Genomic DNA, 23,177 nt, shown 5'->3' on the forward strand with positions numbered 1-23,177 from the left:
TAAAAATTATGGAACACAACTCACATTTGCAGATAAAGCCAAAATCAGAAACAGGAATATACCATCAGATCACAACTAAATCGGCCAATTGGAAATACCTCAATTTTGAGGCCAGGATAATGTCCAAGGGTGAAACCTGGGAATATGATACCCAGGACAACGAAATGGTGATAGTGCTTTTGAGCGGTAATTACAAGGTGGAAAGTAATCAGGGCAATTGGGAAACCAAAAATGGCCGAAAGGATGTTTTTAGTGGAGTGGCACATACCTTGTATCTATCGCGCAATAGCCAATTTAGATTGACGGCCCTGAGCGATACCTTGGATATTGGATACGGTTGGTGCCAGGTAGATGAGGACTTTCCGGCCAAGTTTGTGACCCCTGAGGATACCCCCGTGGTAATTTTTGGAGGGGATAATGCCACACGGCAGTTCAATGATCTGGTACCCCCAGGATTTGGTTGTAGTAAAATAGTAGTGCGGGAAGTATATACTCCCTCTGGCAATTGGAGTTCTTTTCCCGCCCACAAACATGATGAGCGCCTTGTAGATGCAGAAGGAACCGTTTTGGAGCCAATTCAGGAGGAGACCTATTTTTATAAGTTTCAAAAGCCGGAGGCCTACGCCATACAGCAGGTATATACAAAGGATAGGTCGTTGGACGAGATCGTTAGGCCAAGACATAACGATGTGGTGCTGATACCCAAAGGTTTTCATCCCGTAGTAGCGGAACACGGATTTCATTGCTACTATCTAAATTTTCTGGCCGGCACCGATCAGTGTTTGGCCAATACCACAGATCCTGATCATGAATGGATCTACAATTCATGGACTTCGAAAGATAAAAGATTGCCCTTGGTAACCGCGGAAATGAATAAACAATAATTGGAAATGAGCAATAAAAAATTTGATGTAATCACGTTTGGAAGATCCAGTATAGATCTTTATTCACAGAATATTGGCGCTCCCTTCAATGATATAAAGGGCTTCGATGCCTTTGTGGGGGGGTCGCCCCTAAATATAGCCGTGGGATGTGCAAGATTGGGTGTCAATGCCAGTCTTTTGACCGCGGTTGGCAATGACAAGGTTGGCGAGTTTATCCTGAACTTCCTGGATGGGGAAGGGGTAAACACCCATTGTATTCCCGTAAAAAATGGGACTAGGAGCAGTGCGGTAGTGTTGGGAATTGAACCTCCGGATAAATTTCCCTTGGTCTATTACAGGGATAATGCGGCCGATAGCCATGTAGATATAGATGACGTGGACAAAGCCAATATTCCTGACTATAAAATATTGTTGATCAATGGTACCGCACTTAATATAGAGCCCACTAGGAGTGCTACTTTTTACGCCACTGAAATAGCCAATAGAAATGATGTTGATGTTGTGCTCGACTTGGATTTTAGGGCGGACCAATGGCACGATTACAGGGCCTTTGGGCTGACGGTTAGGGCTATTTTGCCTAGGGTTAAAATGGCCATTGGAACGGAAGAGGAGATTCTGGCCGCCACCCTGATCAATGCCTCCCAAGTGACTATAAAGGAACAACAGATTTCCGCCCCGGAAATCAAAGGTGACATAGATGTATCTATTAAGCAACTACTATCTTCCGGCATAGAGACCCTGATCGTGAAGCGTGGGGAAAAAGGAGCCAGTATATACCAAAAGGATGGATCCAGGGAGGATGTTCCCGGGTTTCCAGTTGAGGTTTTGAATGTTCTGGGAGCAGGGGATGCCTTTGCCAGCGGTTTTTTATATGGGATCCTTCAAGGATGGGATTTGCAAAAGGCTTGCCGAATGGGCAATGCCAGTGGCGCCCAGGTAGTCACTAAAAAAGGTTGTGCCAACTTTATGCCCACTCTGGAGGAATCCATGGACTTTATCAATCAAAAGGGAGGATTTTAATTCAATAAGCAATGAAATGCCCATTAACGGCTTTATCAAGTCAACCGATATGTTCTCAGGGCATTCCATCTGACCTATTAAAACAAATAAAGAAGAACAGATGAAAACAAAAAGACTTACAGTGGCCCAGGCCACCATTGAATATCTAAAGAACCAATATGTAGAACGCGATGGTATTCAGAACAAATTTTTTGCCGGTTGTCTGGGGATTTTGGGACATGGAAACGTAGCGGGAATAGGACAGGCTTTACATCAAAATCTCGATTTTCCATTTTATGTGGCCAGGAATGAACAAGGTATGGTGCATACGGCTGCGGCCTTTGCACGAGTAAAGAATAGGTTGCAGACCTTGGTCTGTACATCCTCTATTGGGCCAGGAGCTACCAATATGCTCACCGGAGCGGCAGCGGCAACCATTAATAGGATTCCTGTCCTCCTAATTCCCGGTGATATTTTTGCTACCAGACAGGTTGCCCCGGTTTTGCAGCAATTGGAATCGAACATAAGTCAGGATATATCCGTCAATGATTGTTTTAAACCAGTATCCAAATATTGGGACAGGATCAATAGACCGGAACAGTTGATTACGGCCTTGCCCGAGGTGATGCGTGTTTTGACCTCACAGGCCGAAACGGGTACCGTAACCTTGTGCATTCCACAAGATGTTCAGGCCGAAGCCTTCGATTTCCCTGTGGAAATGTTTCAGAAACGCGTATGGCATATAGGAAGGACTATGCCCGATAAAACACTCTTGTCCAGGGCGGTACAACAAATAAAGGATAGTAAAAGACCTATCATCATAGCAGGAGGTGGCACTATTTATAGCGATGCCACTAAAATATTGAAAAAATTGGTCAATAGAACGGGGGTTCCCGTTGCCGAAACCTTTGCGGGGAAGGGATCCTTGGATTATAGCGAACCGCAAAATTTGGGGGCAGCAGGGGTAACCGGTACACCGGGTGCCATTGAAATGGCAAGGGAAGCCGATCTGGTCATAGGGGTAGGTACCAGATATAGTGATTTTACGACCATCTCCAAATCGGCATTTCAAGATCCCAATGTGCGTTTTATCAATATAAATATTACTGAATTCGATTCCTTTAAGCATGGTGCACTGCCATTGGTAGGTGATGCCAAAGCCATATTGGAAACTTTGGATAATGAACTGTCCAATTTTAAAGTAAGCACGGATTATCGTGAAAAAGTAGAAAAATTCAATAAAAGCTGGGATCAATTTGTTGCGGATATCTATGCAGAAAAGAATGAGGTGCCGGCATTTCAAGGAGAAGTGATCGGAGCGGTAAATTCCTTTTCCAAGCCAGAAGATATCGTTATTTGTGCCGCAGGTAGCTTGCCTGGGGACCTTCATAAATTATGGAGGACCAGAAATCCCAAAGGCTTCCATCTGGAATATGGATATTCCTGTATGGGCTATGAGATTGCAGGTGGCCTAGGAGCCAAAATGGCCCGCCCGGATAGCGAGATATATGTAATGGTCGGTGATGGTAGCTACCTAATGATGTCCCAGGAGATTGTAACCTCGATCCAAGAAAAACAGAAAATGACCATTATTCTTTTGAACAATGATGGCTATTCCAGTATAGGAAGCTTATCCAGTTCCCTTGGTAGTGAAGGGTTCGGGACCTATTACAGGTATAGAAATGAAGAGACCGATCAATTGGACGGAGGCCTGTTGCCTATAGATTATGCGGCCAATGCTGCAAGTATGGGGGCCCATGTTATTAAAGCATCCAATGCCAAAGAGTTGAATTCCGCCCTTAAAAAGGCCAAGACTATAGACAGGACCACGGTAATATACATTGAGGTGGACCGTAAAAAAGCGGTTCCTGGATTTGCCTGGTGGGATGTTGCGGTTGCCGAAGTATCCGAGAAGGATGAGGTTAAAAAATCTTTGGAAACCTATAGGGAGAACAAGAAGACCCAGAAATATTATTTATAGACCATAACCAACCAATCTTATGAATTCCGAACTCATCATTATTTTAACTTCATTCTTGGTTTTTACCGGAGGAGTTGCCTTTTTTACGTGGTACAGTCTTAGGAAAACCAATTTAACATCGTCCGATGGGTACTTCTTGGGAGGTAGGAGTCTAACCGGGATCGTCATTGCAGGTTCTATGTTGCTGACCAATATTTCTTCGGAACATCTTATCGGGATGAACGGTAATTCCTATGTAAACGGTTTTATTGTAATAGCCTGGGAAGTTACCTCCTCTATAGCCCTTGTTATTGCAGCTATTTTTTTCGTACCCAAGTATTTAAAAATGGGATTGACCACCATACCCCAGTTTTTGGAAAGTAGATTTGACGGAATGACAAGGACCATGGTGGCCGCTATTCTTATATTTTCATTTGTGGTGACCCTACTCCCTATCGTTTTGTATTCCGGGGCTATAGGCATTGAAAGTCTGTTTGGTGTTTCGGAAACCTTAGGGGTCAGTAAATCCGAGGGGTTGTGGATAACAGTGGTCATTATTGGGGTCATAGGGTCTATATATGCCATCTTTGGGGGGTTAAAGGCTGTTGCCTATTCCGATACCATTAATGGATTTGGACTCCTGTTGGGAGGTCTTTTAATACCAATATTGGCATTGATGGCCATAGGGGATAACAATATCTGGGACGGATTGGTAAAGGTATACGAATATGCCCCCGAGAAATTCAATGTGGTAGGGGCAAGGGATTCTGTATTGCCCTTTGAAGTTTTGTTTACAGGCCTGATCATTAATCAGCTGTATTTCTGGGGAATGAACCAGACGATCATACAAAGGGCCTTAGGGGCAAAAAATCTGAAGGAGGCCCAAAAGGGACTTCTGATAACCGGTCTTTTTAAGATCTTGATTCCCTTGATAATTGTGTTGCCCGGGGTAATATGCTACTATTATTTTCAGGACACTTACTTTGACCAACAGGATACTGTGTATCCACAATTGGTGAAAAAGGTATTGCCCGTTTGGTTGATAGGTTTTTTTGCAGCCGTAATCATGGGGGCGGTATTGAGTACCTTTAATTCGGTATTGAATTCTGTGGCTACCCTGTTCAGTATGGATATTTATAAAAAACATATTGCAAAAGATGTCAGTGATACCAAACTTGTAAGGATAGGAAAGGTTACTTCCGCCATTTTAGCGGTAATGGCAATTTTTGCCGCGCCTATGGTAGCCAATGCCTCCGACGGATTGTATCAATTGCTGCAAGAACTTAACGGGATATTTTTCATTCCCATCGCTTCTATTTTATTGGCAGGTTTCTTTATGAAAAAAGTCTCGGCAACCGGGGCTAAGGTGGCCCTGATATTTGGGCTCTGTTTTTACATTTTCATGACTTGGGGCTATACCAGCCACGGTATTCATTTTGTTCATTTATGGGGAATAGAATTCTTGCTGAACGTAGCTATTATGTATTCGGTATCCCATTTTTATCCCAACAGGAACAAGTACGAAATTACCGATGTTGGCGCCGTAAACCTGACTACTTGGAAGTATACCATTCCCATGTCCATTGGGTTGTGTGCTGTTACTATTCTAATCTATGTTTTGCTCTGGAACAACCAGTAGCATTGCTATGTTCAAAAAAATTATAAACAACAAAAAAATGGAAATTCTAAAAAATTATATCGATGGTGTTTGGACCCCAAGTACCTCTAAAGAGACTATTGACATTGTAAACCCGGCCACACAGGAAGTTTTGGCCAAGGTGCCTTATGGAAAAGATACCCGGAAGGATGTTGATTTGGCCGTAGAAACCGCCTCCAAGGCCTATAAGGAATGGAGTAAAGTACCTGTAATAAAACGGGTTCAAGTACTTTATCACCTTAAGGCCCTTATGGAAGAGAACACCGAAGTGCTGGCAGAGATCATTACCAAGGAGTCCGGGAAAACCTATGGGGAATCTGTGGGGGAAATACAAAGGGCCATCGAAAATATCGAGGTGGCCTGTGGGACACCAATGCTAATGGCCGGCGACGTTATTGAGGATATTGCTACGGGAATAGATGAGATGATGATAAGGCAGCCCATTGGCGTGGCAGCTTGTATAACCCCGTTCAACTTTCCAAGTATGATCGTTTTTTGGTTCCTGCCATATGCCATTGCCACGGGCAATGCCTTTGTGGTAAAGCCTTCGGAGAAGGTGCCCATAACCATGATGAAGATTTTTGAGTTTATTGATCAATTGGATATTCCAAAGGGTCTTGTTAGCCTAGTGCACGGTGGTAAGGACTCTGTGGATGCCATTTTGGAACATCCGACCGTTAAGGCGGTGAGTTTTGTAGGAAGTACCCCTGTTGCCAGATATATATACTCCAAAGGAACAGCCAATGGCAAGAGGGTCCAAGCACAGGGCGGTGCCAAAAATCCTGTAGTGATCCTACCCGATGCGGATATAGAAATGTCCACCAGAATAATCGCGGATTCTGTTTATGGATGTGCGGGACAAAGATGTTTGGCCGCCTCTACGATCATTACGGTTGATGATCAAAAAAGACAGATTAAAGAGGCCCTTTATGAAACCGTTAAATCCCGTACTACCGGATATGGTCTGGATAGGGAAATAAATATGGGACCTGTAATTACTCCGGAAAGCAAGGCAAGGATAACCGGCTTGATACAAAAGGGCATAGATGAAGGTGCCAAAGTGCTTTTGGATGGCCGAAATGCCTCAATTTCGGGTTATGAAAAAGGAAACTTCCTAAATCCTACCATTTTGGAGGATGTAGCCTTGGACAAGGAATTGATCAAAACAGAGATCTTTGGTCCGGTAATGAGTTTGATATCCATGAAAAATATAGAGGATGCCCTGAAATTTGTGAATGGAGGCAATTACGGCAATATGGCTTGCTTGTTTACCGGTAGCGGTGCCAATGCGCGAAGGTTTAGAAATGAGGCCGATGCCGGAAATATAGGGATCAATATAGGGGTAGCGGCTCCCATGGCACAATTCCCTTTTAGTGGTTGGAAGGATAGCTTCTTTGGCGACCTGCACGGTCAGGGCAAACATGCCATAGAGTTCTTTACACAGACCAAGGTGATTATAGAAAGATGGCCGAACATTTGGTCAAGAAAATTTTAATTGGATCATAACATGATGAAAATCGCAAATGCTCCCTGTTCATGGGGCGCCTTGGAATTTGACCTGGAAGAAAAATCTGAAGAGATAGGTTTTGAACAGGTACTGGACGAAATTAAGGAAACAGGATATATAGGTACGGAATTGGGAGATTGGGGCTATATGCCCACTACTCCCGGTCTTTTGAAAGCAGAGTTGGATAAAAGGCATTTGGAGCTTTTGGGTGCCTTCGTGCCCGTAGCCTTGGCCAAGACAGACCGTCATGAAGCCGGGGTAAGTTCGGCTCTTAAAGTGGCGGAGCTTATGTTCAATGCCGGTTATAAAAATTCCTTTATTGTATTGGCAGATGATAATGGTTCCGTACCGGAACGCACCAAAAATGCAGGGAGGATTACCCCCGCGATGGGCCTCACTGAAGAACAGTGGAAAGTATATGCCGGTGGTGCGGAAAGGATTGCCAAGGCCGTGAAGGATGCCTATGGTATTAAGACGGTGTTCCACCATCATTGTGCAGGTTATGTAGAAACTCCCGCGGAAATTGATAAGCTTATGGCATTGACCGACCCGAAATTGTTGGGCCTGTGTTTGGATATGGGGCATTATGCATTTGGCGGAGGAGATCCGGCAAATGCCTTGAAAAAGTACGGGGATAGAATATGGCATGTCCATTTTAAAGATTACAGTCCGGATGCGGCACAGGCTTCCCAAGAGGCCAATGGGGATTATTTTGATGCCATTAAACGTGGGGTGTTTTGTGAACTGGGGAAAGGTGCGGTGGATTTTCAATCCATTGTAAAATTGTTGGAAGATATGAAGTACAACGATTGGATCGTAGTGGAGCAGGATATTTTACCCGGCATGGGAAACCCAAAGATATGTGCGCAGGCCAATAGGGATTATATAAAATCCTTGGGGCTTTAGTTAAATAAACAATGAGAAAACTATCATTAAGAAATATAAAACGATGACAAAAGTTAAATTCGCCGTAGCAGGGTTGGGCAGGATAGGAAAGATCCATTTGGAAAATTTACTACAGATGGAAGATGTGGAAGTGGTAGCCGTAATGGACCCCATGGAAGAATGTAGGGAATATGCAAAAGCAAAGAACATACCTCATATAACCGATACCTATGAAGCGCTATTGGCTATTGCCGCTTTCGATTCCGTGGTCATCTGTTCCCCAACCGATACCCATGCCGATTATGTGGAAATGGCCGCCAAAGCGGGAATCCATGTTTTTTGTGAGAAACCTTTGGATCTATCCATTAAGAGAGTGGTAGAGGTTTTAAAAGTGGTCAAAGAAACCAATATTAAATTGATGTTGGGTTTTAACCGTAGGTTCGATAAAGAGTTTAGAAAGGTTCATGAGCTCGTAAAAGAAGGAGCTGTTGGAGAGCCCCACTTGGTAAAGATTACAAGTAGGGATCCAGGTGCACCACCGGTAAGTTATATACAACAATCCGGAGGCCTTTTTTTGGATATGACCATTCACGATTTTGATATGGCCAGATTTGTGGTGGGCAAGGAGGTAGTGGAAGTATATGCCAAAGGAGCTGTATTGGTCGATCCCGCTATAGGTGAGGCCGGGGATATAGACACGGCAATTGTAACCTTGACCTATACCGACGGTACCATGGCCGTAATAGACAATAGCAGGGAAGCCGCCTACGGTTATGACCAAAGAATAGAAGTATTTGGTTCCAAAGGAATGGCTCAGGCCGATAACAATTATGAAGATTCACATAGGCTGTATACCAAACAGGGAATAGTTGGATCACTGCCCCTCCATTTCTTCCTGGAAAGGTATGCGGCAGCCTACAAATGCGAAATGGCCAGTTATGTAGCCAGTTTAAAAAACGGCAAGACCATGGCCGTAGATGGTACCGATGGGCTTCGTTCACTGCAAATAGGCTTGGCGGCCATAAAATCATTAAAGGAAAATAGGCCGGTAAAAATTGCAGAAATAGGCCATTAATATCTTTAAAACTAAGAAATTCTAAAATCGATAATTATATATAGAGTAAAAAAAATTGATTCTTGGTTAAATTATAATTTTTTGTTAAATTGTGGTGAATTTGTATTTATCAATGGTTGGGATGCTACTGGGAAAAAAAATCGGGCTGGAGGGCATTACCTAATAAATTTAAAATGACCAGGATGGTGATGGGGAAAATTTAGGGCTATCGGTAGGCCAAATTCATGGGAAGTGGATGCTTTCCGAATTGGTAATTTGATACAGCCGAATATCCGAATATTAAAACCCACAAATAAGTTGAAAAAAGGCCAGCCTAATATCAACAATGAGCTTTTTCTTTCCCTTTTGGAAAAGGGAGAGAAATATGCTTTTGAGACCTTGTTCAGACTCTACTATAAAAAACTGGTGCAAATTGCAAAAGGCTATCTACTCTACCAACAGGAAGCCGAAAGTATAGTACAGAACGTATTCCTTAAAATATGGGAAAATAAAGAATCTTTGGGCGAAGTGACCAATATTAATGGTTACTTATATACCATGACCAAGAATTTGTGCCTGGACCAATTGAAGCACGAAAGGGTTAAAAGGAATTATATAGATAATAGTTATCGCATAAAATCTGAAATCCAATATAATTTTATTCAGGATGAAACTGCCTCCCTGTTACTTGAAAATGAATTGGAAAGCAAAATTGTACAGAGCATAGATTTGTTGCCGAAAAAATGTAAAAATATTTTTAAAAAGAGCCGACTAGAAGGTTTAAGGCATAGTGAAATAGCAGAGCAGATGGGCATTTCACACAAAACGGTAGATAGCCATATAGCCAGTGCCCTTAGGCATATGAGGCTTCATTTAAGGGAATTTATCTCTGTTTCCCAATAAAATTATGATCCAGCACTAGGTGTAAGTCTTTTTTGAGTCGTCTTTTTAATAGAACACAGGAAGATGCTAGATCAAAAAATATCTAAATACTTAAGGGGTACTGCTACTTCAAAGGAGGAAAAGGAAGTTCAGGATTGGATTGTTTCTTCCGATCAAAATACCAAAAGATACTTTGAGGCCAAAGCCGAATATATGGCATCCACCATGGATGATGTGGATGGGGATTTGGATGCTTCCTACCACGGTATTGTCAAGACCCAAAATCCTAGCCCCAAAAATAAACGTCGCATTCCAGTGGCAATATTGAAATCCGCCGCTGTTCTTTCACTTCTTGTAGGGGTAACCTATATTTTTAAGGACAATATTATCGATTCCACTTCTGCCCCAATAATTTCCGAGGATGCCATTACCTTGCAATTGGATGATGGAACCGTAGAGGTTATTTCGGAAAATGGTAAGGCCAAAGTTGTGGATTCCGAAGGAAATTTGGTAGGAGCACAGCAAGGATCCCAATTGGTCTATAAAAACAATAGTGGTTTCACAGAGGAATTGGTTTATAATACCCTCACCGTACCTTATGGCAAAAGATTTGATTTATTGCTTTCCGATGGTACGCAGGTAACCCTTAACTCCGGAACATCCCTTAAGTATCCAGTACATTTTTTAAAAGCGATGAACAGACAGGTTTTTCTGGATGGGGAAGCATTTTTTAATGTTACCAAGGACTCGGTAAATGCATTTATAGTAAATACAAACCAGCTTAATGTACGTGTGCTTGGGACAAAATTTAATTTATCCTCCTATCCGGAAGATCAATTTGTCAATACGACCCTTTTGGAGGGGTCGGTTTCAGTTTATAATAAAAAGGACACTTTTGATTCTGCCAATGCTTCTTTATTGGAACCTGGATTTAAAGCTGAATGGAACAAATACAATAATCAAATTTTGGTGGAAGAAGCGGATGTAGCTATGCACACCGATTGGCTTAATGGAAAAATTATTTTGAGACATGTGCCCTTTAAGAACATTGTAAAAAAATTGGAGCGGCATTATAATGTAGAGATAGTGAACAATAACCTTGAACTCAATGAAGAATTGTTTACGGCAAGTTTTGATGTTGAAACTATAGATCAAGTATTTAAAACGTTCAATATCACCTACGAAATGGATTATAAAATCAACAACAGACAAATAATTATCAACTAACAAAACAAACCAACTGCCAATGAATTAGACTTTTCAAAATTTAAACAGATCACAATTTTTTTTCGGACACTTTAACTACAAGGTGTAAAGGCAAAAAAAAATCGGAAAGTGCGCCAACACTTCCCGATAAGCTGTGATTAAATTAATTAACCACGTAAAACATTACAAAAATATGAAAAACCTGATCAAGCCGGGGAGGAAATCCCGTTTTCGGCTACAATATGATTTGAAAATGAAACTTACTACCTCACTGTTACTTGTCGTTTCGCTTTTTCAAATTCATGCAAACGAAACTTATGGTCAAAAGGCCAAGGTTACCTTGAACCTCGAAAATGTAAGTATTGAAAGTGTGTTGAACAGAATTGAGTCGCTTACAGAATTCAAATTCATGTATAATGATAAGGAGGTGGATTATAAAAAGATTGTCTCTGTGAAGGCTAACAAAGAATTGGTTACCAAAATTCTTGATAGAATGTTTTCCAATATGGACATAGCCTATCAGGTATTGGATAAACAAATTGTACTCAAGCCTGAAAAAAATATCCCTTCCACCAGTAAAGAGGAAGAAAAAAAGGTGGATTTGAACCAGCCTTTTAAGGTAAATGGTACTATTTTGGACAGTGATGGTAGTCCCTTGCCTGGAGCCAATGTATTGGAAAAGGGAACAACCAATGGTACCCAGTCCGATTTTGACGGTAATTTCTCCTTGGATGTAAATGGGCCAAACGCCTCTTTAGTGGTTTCCTATATAGGGTTTACCAGTAAAGAAATGGCACTAAATGGGCAGACCAATGTCTCTATTACTTTGCAAGAGAGTGCTACGGGTTTAAGTGAAGTGGTAGTAACTGCCTTGGGCATTAAGAGGGAAAAGAAATCCCTAGGATATGCATCCCAGGAGCTCGATGGCGATCAGGTATCCGGGGCTAGGGAACCCAATCTTTTAAATGGCATTTCTGGAAAGGTGGCCGGTCTACAGATTACCAACAGCCCTTCCGGATTGGGAGGTTCTGCCAGAGTATCCATACGGGGCGATGCCTCGCTGAACATTAATGGGAATTCCCCTTTGTTCATTGTGGATGGTACTCCTATTAGCAATGAAATTGTAGGGTCCAGCGGTTCTGGAACACAGGATGTGGATTATGGAAATGGGGCTTCGGAAATAAACCCAGAGAATATAGAATCCATAAACGTTCTAAAAGGACCGGCTGCAGCGGCTTTGTACGGAGCTAGGGCGGCAAACGGGGCCATTATTATAACGACCAAGAAAGGGAATAGCAAAAAAGGTCAATTGGGAGTTTCCGTTAATTCCGGTATAACCATGGAAAGTGTTTTGTTATTGCCCGATTGGCAAAACGAATACGGCCAAGGCAACAACCAACAGTTTGCATTTGTCGATGGAAGTGGAAGCGGTATCGCCGATGGTGTTGACGAAAGTTGGGGCCCCAGGTTGGATACCGGACTGATGATCCCACAGTTTGATTCCCCCAGGGCGGATGGAACAAGAGGAGGGGACTATCTAGTGAGCGATTCGCCAATTACCCCAACACCATGGGTGTCCATGCCGGACAATACCATGGACTTCTTTAATACAGGGTACACCAAGACCAATAGTATAGCCATTTCCAAATCCGGGGACCTTGGCAATATAAGGTTCTCCTACCAAAATTTGGACCAAGAGGGCATAGTACCCAATACAGACCTTAGGCGAAATACTTTTAATTTGAATACAGGTCTAAACCTGACCGACAAATTAACGATCAATACCAATGTAAATTATGTAAAATCCGACAGTGACAATAGGCCTTCCCTAAGCTATGGTACGGAAAGTATCATGTATCTCTTTATTTGGTACGGTAGGCAATTGAACACCAACAGTATGAGGGATTATTGGATGCCTGGTAGGGAAGACCTGCAACAGTTCAACTATAATTACAATTATCATGACAACCCTTTCTTCAACGTGTATGAGAATACCAATTCACAGAACAAGGACAGGGTATACGGGAATATTAGTGCCAATTACGAGATCAATGATAATTGGAACTTAATGGTAAGGACCGGAAGGGATTTTTATCGCGATCTCAGGACCAAAAAAAGAGCGTTTAGTACCCAGCGCTTCCCTCTAGGTTATTATAGGGAAGACAATGTGTTCTTTGAGGAATCCAATACAGATTTCCTATTATCTTATGATAAAACCTTTAATGAAAAGTGGAACCTGAATATATCGGCCGGTGGAAATCAATTTCGTCAGAAGCAGGAGTACACCCAGACCGTTGCCCCCCAGTTGATCAACCCTGGCGTATATTCCTTTAATAATACGAGGAGACCGTTGGAGGTATATACCAACAATGAACAGAAGAGAATCAACAGTCTCTATGGTTTTGCCAGGTTCGCCTATGATAATTTACTTTTTTTGGATGTAACTGGCCGTAACGATTGGTCCAGTACCCTACCTACCGATAATAATTCCTATTTCTATCCTTCGGTTACTTTAAGTGCCATAGCTAGTGATATGTTTAAAATGCCCGATTTTGTCTCTTTTGCAAAATTAAGGGCGGCCTATGCCGAGGTAGGTAATGATACGGACCCCTATAAGTTGTCCAGTTTCTTTACCAACGAAACACCTTTTGGGGATAACCCAATTTTAACGGAATCCTCCTTGATCCCCAATGCCAATTTGAAACCGGAGATTACATCATCTTATGAGATTGGTGCCGATATCCGCTTGTTTCAAAGTAGGCTTAATTTGGATGCCACCTATTATGATGGGCGTACCAAAAATCAGATCATACCCATAAGTACGGATATCTCCAGTGGATATACCAGTAAGTTGATCAACGCGGGAGAAGTAAGGAATTATGGTTTTGAGGCCATGTTGAACGTTGTGCCCGTTAGGACTGAGAATTTCAGTTGGAATGCCATGTTCAACTATTCAAGGAATAGGAGTGAGGTTACCGATCTGGGGGGTATAGATTATACGCTTACCGAAAGGAACAGCGTTTTTATCCAAGCTAGGGAAGGTGGCTCCATTAGTGCTATTTACGGACGGGGATTTCAACGTGTAGAAGACGAGAACAGTGAGTATTATGGTCAAATGATCGTAAATAACAGTGGTATCCCCATTAGGACGGACGATTTGGTGTACCAAGGTGATTATGCCCCGGATTATACCTTGGGGATACTTAATAGCTTCAAATATAAGTCCGTGGATTTTGGATTTATGTTCGATATTAGACAGGGAGGAATAGTAGTGTCCAGGACCAAAACCATAGGTTCCACTTCCGGGCAATTAAAAGAGACCTTGGAAGGAAGGGAAACAGGAATTGTTGCTGAAGGGGTTTTGGAGACATCCCCAGGGGTATATACACCCAACACAATAAACGTGGATGTTAGAACCTATAATAACCGTTACTATGAGCGGGATAATGTAGAGGCGGCCAAATACGATGCTTCCTATACCAAATTGCGCGAAGTTACATTGGGCTATAGCCTTTCCAATAAAATTATAGACAAGCTTCCTATCAGTAAGGCAAGATTGTCCTTGACAGGCAGGAATTTGGCACTATGGACGGACAACCCCCATTTTGATCCGGAAACGGTATCGGTTGCTGGTGGTACCCTGCAGCCCGGTATAGAGAATATGTCCTATCCCAGCACCAGAACATATACGCTAAATTTACAAATCGATTTTTAATAGCATAAAAGATGAAAAACATACATATAACAAAAAAGGGTTTTTTCATGATGTTTCTTTTGGCAGCTTTTATGGGTTGTACGGAAGACTTTGAAGAAATAAATCAAAATCCCAACTTTCCGGAGCAGGCTTCCTCGGAACTGCTTTTGCCCGGGGTTTTAAGACAGATGGCCTATAATTGGGGAAACCAAGGATGGGAGGAAGGCTTTACGGTCGTTCAATATGGAGCACGATTACAATTTACTTCTGGGGATATCTACCAATGGTCCCCAACTAGCGATCCTTATAACGATGCCTATGACGGGCTGCGTGATATCATGAATATTGTTCGTGATACCCAAGAGAATCCGGATCGCCAAAACTATTACGGCGTAGGCTTGATCGTTAAGTCATGGATTTATTCCTATTTAACGGATTCCTATGGGGATGTTCCCTACACGGATGCTGTAAAGGGAATAAGCGATGATAATATTACACCCGAATTTACGCCCCAGCAGGAAATATACGACGGTCTTTTGGCCGACCTGAAGGCTGCCAATACCGCATTGACAGGTACACAAAATATATCAGGGGATATATTATACGGTGGGGATGTACTTAAATGGAGGAAGTTTGCCAACTCGCTAAGGCTTCGTCTCTTAATGAGGATCAGTGATGTGGACCAAGCCAAGGCCATAGCCGGTATGTCCGAGATTATGGGCGACCCTACAACCTATCCCATATTTGAAAGTAATGGGGATGCCGCCCTGTTGCAATGGAATTCCGATAACCCCCAACCCAAATACGATACCCGATCTGGTAGTTTTGATGAGGTTAGGTTGAGCCTTACCTTGGAAACCAGGCTAAAGGACCTAAATGATAGAAGGCTTATCGTTTTTGCCCAACCCACTTCCAATTCCGGAAAAGGGATCTATTCTGATAATCTGGATGATTATGTAGGCATGCCGAATGGCTTGGATGATGAGGCCGCCTTAGGGTATAGCCCTACTGGAAACCCCGATGAGGTGGGATCCAACTTCATCTCTAGAATAGGAATTCTAATGGCCTGTAGGGCCTGTAATGTGGAACTTGCTTCACCAACCGCTTCCCAAACCATTATAATGGACTATTCAGAGCTCCAGTTTATCCTGGCCGAGGCAAGGGAAAGAAATTTTATAACCGTTGGCGATGCCGCCACTTACTATGAAAATGGTATCCGAGCCTCCTTTTCGTACTATTTGGATAGGATCGTTGCCGGTGGATGGAACGAGATCGCTGCCGACCTACAAGCCTTTGACCTGGATGCGTATATTGCCCAGACTACAGTGGCCTATACAGGTACAGCCGCTGAAAAGCTGGAAAAAGTAGCCTTACAAAAATGGATAGCCCTCTTTTATACAGGTTTTGAAGCTTGGTCCGATTGGAGGCGTACCGGAATGCCAGAAGTAATACCTGGTCCGGATGCCGTAAATGATAAAAAGGTACCCGTAAGGTTTCAGTATCCCAATTCGGTGAAATCAACAAATAATGCCAATTATCAGCAGGCCGTTACCCGTATGGGAGGAGACGACTTAAACACCAGACTGTGGTGGGATGTGGCCAGTAATAATTAAATGTGAAATCAATAAGATAAGTACTGTGAATCTTACGGACCATGGGGATTCTTCCCCATGGTCTTTTTATTAATAATATGAATCCTTCAAGTTTAAAGGGTGATATTTTTTTTATTTCATGGTATATTAGTTACCTAAGTTGGAAATACATAATCAAACCTAAACCAAGAGAAGAGCTATGAGCAAAGGCGTTAAGTACAAGAAAATGGACAAATCCTATTTTGAATCCCGTGAACTTAAACGCCATGCCGGTGTTTGGTCCTTATGGGCTTTGGGTGTAGGGGCCGTGATATCGGGGCATTTTTCCGGATGGAACCTGGGCTTGGCATCAGGGGGATGGGGAGGAATGTTCGTTGCTACCTGTATTGTAGCCGTAATGTACATTGGACTTACACAGAGCGTTGCAGAAATGTCTCCGGCCCTGCCGCATACCGGTGGTGCCTATTCTTTTGCCAGATCGGCCATGGGTCCTTGGGGCGGTTTTTTTACTGGCCTGGTCGAGAATTTGGAATTTATACTCACCCCGGCCGTAATCGTTTTTTTTCTTAGTAATTATATGCAGGGAATCTTTGAAACGGCACCGGAATTGTTGCCTTTTTGGTGGTTCGGATTTTATACCGTCTTTACCTTGTTGAATATTGTTGGAGTAGAGTTATCCTTTAAATTTACCGTTACACTTACTTTTTTGGCATTGGGATGTTTGGGTATTTTTTGGGTGTCGAGCATTGGTAGTGCCGATTTTACTACCTATGCGTTGGATATAAAGGCTGGTGCCGATGGTACTGCCGAACATTTGCCAGGAGGGGGAGGCTCCCTTTTCCCATTGGGTTGGGAAGGAGCCCTCAAAGCGATGCCCTTTGCTGTATGGCTGTTCTTGGCCATTGAACAATTGCCCTTGGCTGCTGAAGAATCCGTTGATCCCAAGAAAGATATGCCCAAAGGTCTCACCTATGGGATTATTACCTTGATCATTTCGGCTTTTTTAATCCTATGGCTAAATGCTTCAATACCTTTGGGGTCCTATGCCCTTTCGCAATCTGGAGAACCCTTATTGGACGGATTTAAGGTTTTGTTTGGGGATAATATAGCCAAGCTTTTGGCCTTGGTAGCTTCCATTGGTCTATTGGCATCATTCCATACCATTATTTTTGCCTTCGGCAGACAAATCTATTCCTTGTCAAGGGCAGGTTATTTTCCTGTTTTGCTGTCCCTTACGCACAGTAAAAGAAAAACACCTTATACCGCTTTAATTTTGGGGTCAGTAATTGGTTTTACGGTTTTAATGATCACCAAACTTTTGGCTGGAAACCAAAGTGAGGTCTTTATTGGTGGGGCCTTGTTGAACATTGCTGTTTTTAGCGCCATGTTGTCCTATATTCTACAGTGCGGTTCCTTTTTATTGTTGAGGAAACATAAACCCGATCTGGAAAGGCCCTATGTTAGTCCTTTTGGGAAGCCAGGTGCCTGGGTCACCATTTTTCTGGCCAGTGTAATTATATATTTTCAGTTACAGGACCAATCCTATAGAACTGCAGTTTTTATTTCTATGGGCTATTTGTTAATAGGGTTGTTATACTTTGGACTTAAAGGGAGACACCGATTAATCCTCTCCCCAGAGGAAGAATTTGCCTTGGAGCACGACCTTAAAAAAGCACAGGGAAAAAACTAGATTTTATAGTTTTAGCTGGGCATAAATCTATATTTTTATGGAAGCTGCCCTTGTCAGTATGTGTGGGTTTGAAACATGGTTTTGTCAACATGCCCATTATGTGAAAATTGCTGTATTTTGAAACAGGACATTGGAACAAAAGTTGAAAAATCGACCATAATAAAGTTAAGTTAAACCAAACTGTCCATGACGTAGCTGTCATAGGACCCATTGAAAAAAATAAAATAAACCTATGAAAAAGGAAGATTCTAAAATTACACCTGAATCGGTCAGAAGTTATATTAACGAACATCAAATTGAAAATATAAAGCTGGCCGTGGTCGACGTTGATGGGGTGCTCCGAGGGAAATATGTGAATTCCAAAAAATTCCTATCCGCCCTCGATAAGGGATTCGGATTTTGCAGTGTTATTTTTGGTTGGGATTCCAACGATGTTTTATATAAGAACGATTCCTTTACGGGTTGGGCAGATGGTTTTACGGATGCCAACGCTACTATAGATGCTTCAAGTATGAGAATGTTGCCTACGGAAGACTATAAATCCGTAATATTTTTAGTTGATTTTTCCGAGAGTAGCGCTTCCAGTGTTTGTCCCAGATCTATTCTGCGCAAAACATTGGATAGATTGGGGAATATTGGCTACACGGCAAGTGCATCTTTTGAATTCGAATTTTTTCTATTCAATGAAACGCCTAAATCTATTCGCGATAAGAACTATCATAATTTGGAACCTATGACGCCGGGTAATTTTGGATATTCCATATTGCGAAGCTCTACCCATGCCAGTTTTTATCACGAAATAATGGAGCTTTCCCAAGAAATGGGAATGCCTTTGGAAGGTTTGCATACCGAAACCGGGGCCGGAGTGCTCGAAGGGGCCCTTGAGTATTCCGAGGCATTAAGGGCTGCCGATAATGGAGCGTTGTTTAAAAACTTTGTAAAGGTATGGGCCCAGCAGCGTAGTCTAATGGCCTCATTTATGGCCAAATGGTCTTCCAGTTATCCAGGACAATCCGGACATATCCATATTTCATTACAAAATAAGGATGGTTCTTCGGCTTTTTACGACAAAGGTAAGGAGCATGGAATGTCAGACGTTATGCGGTGGTTTCTAGGAGGGCAACAAAAATTAATGCCCGAATTACTGGCCATGGTTGCTTCTACTTGTAATAGTTATACAAGACTCATTCCAGGTTTTTGGGCCCCTACGGCAGCCTCATGGGGCATGGACAATAGAACCTGTGCACTTAGGGCCATCCCGGGATCGGAAAAATCACAAAGGGTGGAATACAGGGTTTCGGCAGCCGATATTAATCCCTATTTGGCCCTTGCAGCCGCTATTGGCTCTGGATTATGGGGTATAGAGAATAAAATTGAACCCACCAAAGCTGTGGCCGGCAATGCCTATGATGTAGATTTTTCCCAGGAACTTCAGTTGCCCAGGACCTTATCCCATGCTGCCGAGAAATTTAAGAATTCAAAAATTGCACGAGACTTGTTTGGTGATATATTTGTGGATCATTATGCCTATACACGACTATGGGAGGATCAACAACAACTTGGAGCCATAACAGACTGGCAATTACAACGCTATTTTGAAATAATATAAGAAATGATAAATACCATATCACCTATAGACGGCACTATTTATTATACTGCCGAAGAACATGGCCCCAAGGATATTGAGCAGGCCTTAAGCAAGGCCCAAAGTGCTTTTTCAGCGTGGTCCGATTTAACTATTGCAGAACGAGCAAAGTATATTACATCATTCGTAGAAGCCATTGTCCAAGATATAAATGACATAGCCCTCGAAATTACCTGGCAAATGGGTAGGCCTTTGGGTCAATCCCCAGGCGAGATAAAAGGGTTTGCAGACCGTGCCCATTATATGATCGGTGTAGCCGAAGAGGCTTTAACCGACTATAAAGTAGAGGATAGTGCCAATCCGGATAAAAGGTGGGTAGAACGTGTTCCCATTGGCGTAGTGAGTGTGCTGAGTCCTTGGAACTATCCCTTCCTGACCTCTGTAAATGCTATTGTTCCCGCTTTAATGGCAGGAAACGTGGTTGTTTTAAAGCATTCCTTTCAAACGCCTCTGGTGGCGGAGCGATACGCGAAGGCAGCTGCCAAGGCCGGACTTCCGAAGGGCGTTTTTCAAATACTCCACTTAAACCATAAAAATACGGCCCAATTAATTGCCGATAGCCGGATAGACGGTGTGTACTTTACGGGATCGGTACAAGGAGGAATAGCCGTTCAAAATTCTTTGACCAATAAATTTATTCCCTGTGGACTGGAACTGGGAGGGAAGGATCCTGCCTATGTAATGGCCGATGCCAATTTGGAGAATAGTGTGGAAAATTTGGTGGATGGGGCGTTCTTTAATAGTGGTCAATCCTGTTGTGGTATAGAAAGAATTTATGTCCATGAGGCTTTGTACGATAAGTTTATTGATGGATTTGTAGCCTTAACAAAGCAATACAAATTGGGAAATCCTTTGGATACGGGGACCAATTTGGGACCCATGGTGAAGACTGATGCCGCCAATTACGTAAGAAAGCAAATAGAGCAGGCATTGGGCAAGGGGGCCAAGTCTTTGGTGTCGGAATCCCTATTCGCAGCTTCCAAAAAAGATACCCCGTATTTATCTCCGCATGTGTTGGTCAATGTGGATCATAGTATGGATGTAATGAGCGAGGAGAGTTTTGGACCTGTAGTTGGAATAATGAAAGTAAAGAACGATGAGGAAGCCTTGAGGCTTATGAACGATTCCCAATACGGACTAACCGCTTCCATATGGGGCAAGGACATGGATAGGGCCATTGATTTGGGAAGGAGAATTGAAACCGGAACCGTGTTCATGAACCGCTGCGATTATTTGGATCCGGCTCTGGCATGGACAGGGGTTAAAAATTCGGGCAAGGGCGTTACCCTCTCGAGAATTGGCTACGACCATGTAACACGGGTGAAGTCGTTTAATTTTCGAAAAGGCAAATAAAACTATAGATCAATTTATTGAATTTAAAAAATAAGAATTAATGCAGTTAGCAAATACAAATTGGAATTATCCTACCACCATTTGGTTTGGAAATGGTAGAATAAATGAAATTTCACAGGCATGTAAAAAATTGGGAATAAAGAACCCCTTATTTGTTACAGACGAGGGCTTGGTAAAATTGGAAATTGTTGAAAATACCGTAAACATTTTAAAAACAGACGGACTAAATTTCACGGTATACAGTGATGTACAAGGAAACCCTACAGAAAAAAATGTGGTAGATGGCGTGGCCCATTTTAAAAAAAATAAGCATGATGGGGTTATAGCCTTTGGAGGTGGTTCTGCTATTGATGCGGCCAAGACAATCGCATTTATGTCCGGACAGACCAGATCGCTTTGGGATTTTGAAGATGTGGGCGATAATTGGAGTTATGCCGACCTAGACGGAATAGCACCCATAATTGCGGTCCCTACTACGGCAGGTACTGGATCTGAAGTAGGTAGGGCATCGGTGATTTTGGATGAAAAATTGCATACCAAGAAAATTATTTTTCACCCTAAGATGTTACCAGCAATTGTGATATCCGATCCTGAATTGACTTTGGGTTTACCTCCTCATATCACCGCTTGGACGGGAGTGGATGCCATGGTACATGCTATTGAGGCTTATTGTGCTCCTGGATATCATCCAATGGCCGAAGGGATAGCTATAGAAGCTATTCGCATTATAGCCAAATATTTGCCAATGGCGGTAAAAGATGGAAAAAACTTGGAGGCCCGGGGACAAATGCTGGTTGCGGCCTCTATGGGGGCAACCGCCTTTCAAAAGGGATTGGGTTCGGTGCATTCCGTGGCCCATCAATTGGGAGCCATTTACAATAAACAACACGGTTTGCTCAATGCCATAATATTGCCCTATGCCTTAAAACAGAATAAGACGGCAATTGAGGATAAAATGGTGCATTTAAGCAAAGTTCTCGGACTGGAAAATTCGGGTACCGATGCTATTATCGATTATATAATCGCTCTGCGAAAAGAATTGAATATTCCACATACATTAAAGGAAATTGATATTGATACTGATAATGCCAAGGAAATTGGGGAAATGGCCTTTAAAGATCCATCAACACCTTCCAATGCAAAACCGGTTAACGCAAAAGATTTGGAGCAGCTTTTTAGGGCTGCTGTGTCTGGAGATTTAAATGGACTGTAAGCGTGAGATTATTAATAGTAGAAGGCAATAACGAACAAACACGCCTGGAAAGGGGAGCTTTTGGAATAAAGCCTTATCATCTTATGTTCCAAGAAATGTTGGGGGGGTTGGTTCCAAAGGCGCAGACAGATTTTGCCTTTCCGGCGGATGTGGCTAGTGAATTGCCAACAGCTGGACAAATAAAAAAATATGATGGGGTATTGTGGACAGGCAGTTCCCTTAGTGTCTTGGATGAGAGTCCTGATGTTGAACAACAATTAAATTTTGCCGAGGAGGTTTTTAAGAGTGGTGTACCGTTTTATGGTAGTTGTTGGGGGATGCAGGTTGCCACGGTTGTGGCTGGCGGCAAAGTGGCGTTAAGTAAGAACGGTTTGGAGTTTGGTATTTCCAAGCCAATTGACCTCACACCATTGGGAAGGCAAAACCCGTTGACTTCCCACCGTAAGGGGACGTATTCAGCCCTATGTATCCACTATGATGAAGTAACAAAAGTGCCCGAAAACGCCCTTATTTTGGCCGGTAATTCCCACTCCAAGGTACAGGCAATGACATTTGATTATAAAAAAGGATCGTTTTTTGGGGTGCAGTACCACCCTGAATTTAGTAGCTCGGATATGGCTTTGATCGGTTCATTTTTGGCCGAAAAATTAGTCAAAAGTGACGCTTTTAATTCTTTGGAGGAGGTGCAGGAATTCTGTTTATCCTTGAGGGAGCAGAAAGGAATTCCTCCCGAAATTAGCGATTACCAACTCCATACCCAAGAAATAATGGCTTGGTTAAAGTTGATAGCAGGAAAACAATAGTAAGAATCTTTATACACGGATGGATTTTAATAGGCACCTTCAGAGGTAGATTAAATACTTGATATTCAGCATATTAATTCGTATTTTAGATAAAACAAAACCCCGAATATGAGTCTCCAGCTCTAAAAACGGGGTATTATCCTAATTACGTAT

The 23,177-nt window shown here is 42.5% G+C and carries 16 protein-coding genes; all 16 read left to right on the forward strand.

Annotated elements, in window-relative coordinates:
* Positions 1 to 8 precede the first annotated feature (8 nt).
* The 16 genes from iolB (at position 9) to QSE00_RS09845 (ending at position 23,024) form a co-directional block, all read left to right on the forward strand.
* Complete coding sequence (gene iolB, locus QSE00_RS09770) at positions 9 to 884, forward strand: 5-deoxy-glucuronate isomerase (protein ID WP_286105792.1); 876 nt, start codon at positions 9 to 11, stop codon at positions 882 to 884.
* 6 nt (positions 885 to 890) lie between these two features.
* Positions 891 to 1,904: a 5-dehydro-2-deoxygluconokinase gene (iolC, locus tag QSE00_RS09775; protein ID WP_286105793.1), complete on the forward strand. Its 1,014-nt coding sequence runs from the start codon at positions 891 to 893 to the stop codon at positions 1,902 to 1,904.
* 100 nt (positions 1,905 to 2,004) lie between these two features.
* Positions 2,005 to 3,864 (forward strand): 3D-(3,5/4)-trihydroxycyclohexane-1,2-dione acylhydrolase (decyclizing), encoded by a 1,860-nt coding sequence (gene iolD, locus QSE00_RS09780; protein WP_110357064.1) that lies wholly within the window; start codon positions 2,005 to 2,007, stop codon positions 3,862 to 3,864.
* A 19-nt stretch (positions 3,865 to 3,883) separates the two neighbouring features.
* Positions 3,884 to 5,482: a solute:sodium symporter family transporter gene (locus QSE00_RS09785; RefSeq protein ID WP_258364877.1), complete on the forward strand. Its 1,599-nt coding sequence runs from the start codon at positions 3,884 to 3,886 to the stop codon at positions 5,480 to 5,482.
* A 37-nt stretch (positions 5,483 to 5,519) separates the two neighbouring features.
* The gene (locus QSE00_RS09790; protein ID WP_286105794.1) at positions 5,520 to 6,995 is read left to right on the forward strand and encodes a CoA-acylating methylmalonate-semialdehyde dehydrogenase; all 1,476 of its coding nucleotides are present in this window, start codon (positions 5,520 to 5,522) and stop codon (positions 6,993 to 6,995) included.
* A 12-nt stretch (positions 6,996 to 7,007) separates the two neighbouring features.
* Entirely contained in the window at positions 7,008 to 7,913 is a 906-nt protein-coding gene (locus tag QSE00_RS09795; protein ID WP_286105795.1) for a sugar phosphate isomerase/epimerase family protein, read from the forward strand.
* Positions 7,914 to 7,956: 43 nt separating this feature from the next.
* Positions 7,957 to 8,967, forward strand: coding sequence for an inositol 2-dehydrogenase (gene iolG / locus QSE00_RS09800; RefSeq protein WP_286105796.1), 1,011 nt, complete (start codon positions 7,957 to 7,959; stop codon positions 8,965 to 8,967).
* A gap of 297 nt (positions 8,968 to 9,264) precedes the next feature.
* Positions 9,265 to 9,849, forward strand: coding sequence for an RNA polymerase sigma-70 factor (locus tag QSE00_RS09805; RefSeq protein WP_181422907.1), 585 nt, complete (start codon positions 9,265 to 9,267; stop codon positions 9,847 to 9,849).
* A gap of 63 nt (positions 9,850 to 9,912) precedes the next feature.
* The gene (locus QSE00_RS09810) at positions 9,913 to 11,055 is read left to right on the forward strand and encodes a FecR family protein (protein ID WP_110357060.1); all 1,143 of its coding nucleotides are present in this window, start codon (positions 9,913 to 9,915) and stop codon (positions 11,053 to 11,055) included.
* A gap of 232 nt (positions 11,056 to 11,287) precedes the next feature.
* Positions 11,288 to 14,749, forward strand: coding sequence for a SusC/RagA family TonB-linked outer membrane protein (locus tag QSE00_RS09815; protein ID WP_286105797.1), 3,462 nt, complete (start codon positions 11,288 to 11,290; stop codon positions 14,747 to 14,749).
* Between the two features lie 11 nt (positions 14,750 to 14,760).
* Complete coding sequence (locus QSE00_RS09820) at positions 14,761 to 16,341, forward strand: SusD/RagB family nutrient-binding outer membrane lipoprotein (RefSeq protein ID WP_286105798.1); 1,581 nt, start codon at positions 14,761 to 14,763, stop codon at positions 16,339 to 16,341.
* 178 nt (positions 16,342 to 16,519) lie between these two features.
* On the forward strand, positions 16,520 to 18,010 hold the full coding sequence (locus tag QSE00_RS09825) for an amino acid permease (RefSeq protein ID WP_110357058.1): 1,491 nt from the start codon (positions 16,520 to 16,522) through the stop codon (positions 18,008 to 18,010).
* Between the two features lie 232 nt (positions 18,011 to 18,242).
* Positions 18,243 to 19,619 carry a glutamine synthetase family protein gene (locus tag QSE00_RS09830; protein WP_286105799.1) on the forward strand — a complete coding sequence of 459 codons (1,377 nt, stop codon included), beginning with the start codon at positions 18,243 to 18,245 and terminating at the stop codon, positions 19,617 to 19,619.
* A 3-nt stretch (positions 19,620 to 19,622) separates the two neighbouring features.
* Positions 19,623 to 21,008 (forward strand): aldehyde dehydrogenase family protein, encoded by a 1,386-nt coding sequence (locus tag QSE00_RS09835; RefSeq protein ID WP_286105800.1) that lies wholly within the window; start codon positions 19,623 to 19,625, stop codon positions 21,006 to 21,008.
* Positions 21,009 to 21,048: 40 nt separating this feature from the next.
* The gene (locus QSE00_RS09840; RefSeq protein ID WP_286105801.1) at positions 21,049 to 22,221 is read left to right on the forward strand and encodes an iron-containing alcohol dehydrogenase; all 1,173 of its coding nucleotides are present in this window, start codon (positions 21,049 to 21,051) and stop codon (positions 22,219 to 22,221) included.
* A gap of 2 nt (positions 22,222 to 22,223) precedes the next feature.
* Complete coding sequence (locus tag QSE00_RS09845; RefSeq protein ID WP_286105802.1) at positions 22,224 to 23,024, forward strand: type 1 glutamine amidotransferase; 801 nt, start codon at positions 22,224 to 22,226, stop codon at positions 23,022 to 23,024.
* The last annotated feature ends 153 nt before the right edge of the window (positions 23,025 to 23,177 follow it).

Source organism: Arenibacter flavimaris (assembly GCF_030291335.1).
In the GTDB taxonomy this organism is placed as follows: Bacteria; Bacteroidota; Bacteroidia; order Flavobacteriales; family Flavobacteriaceae; genus Arenibacter.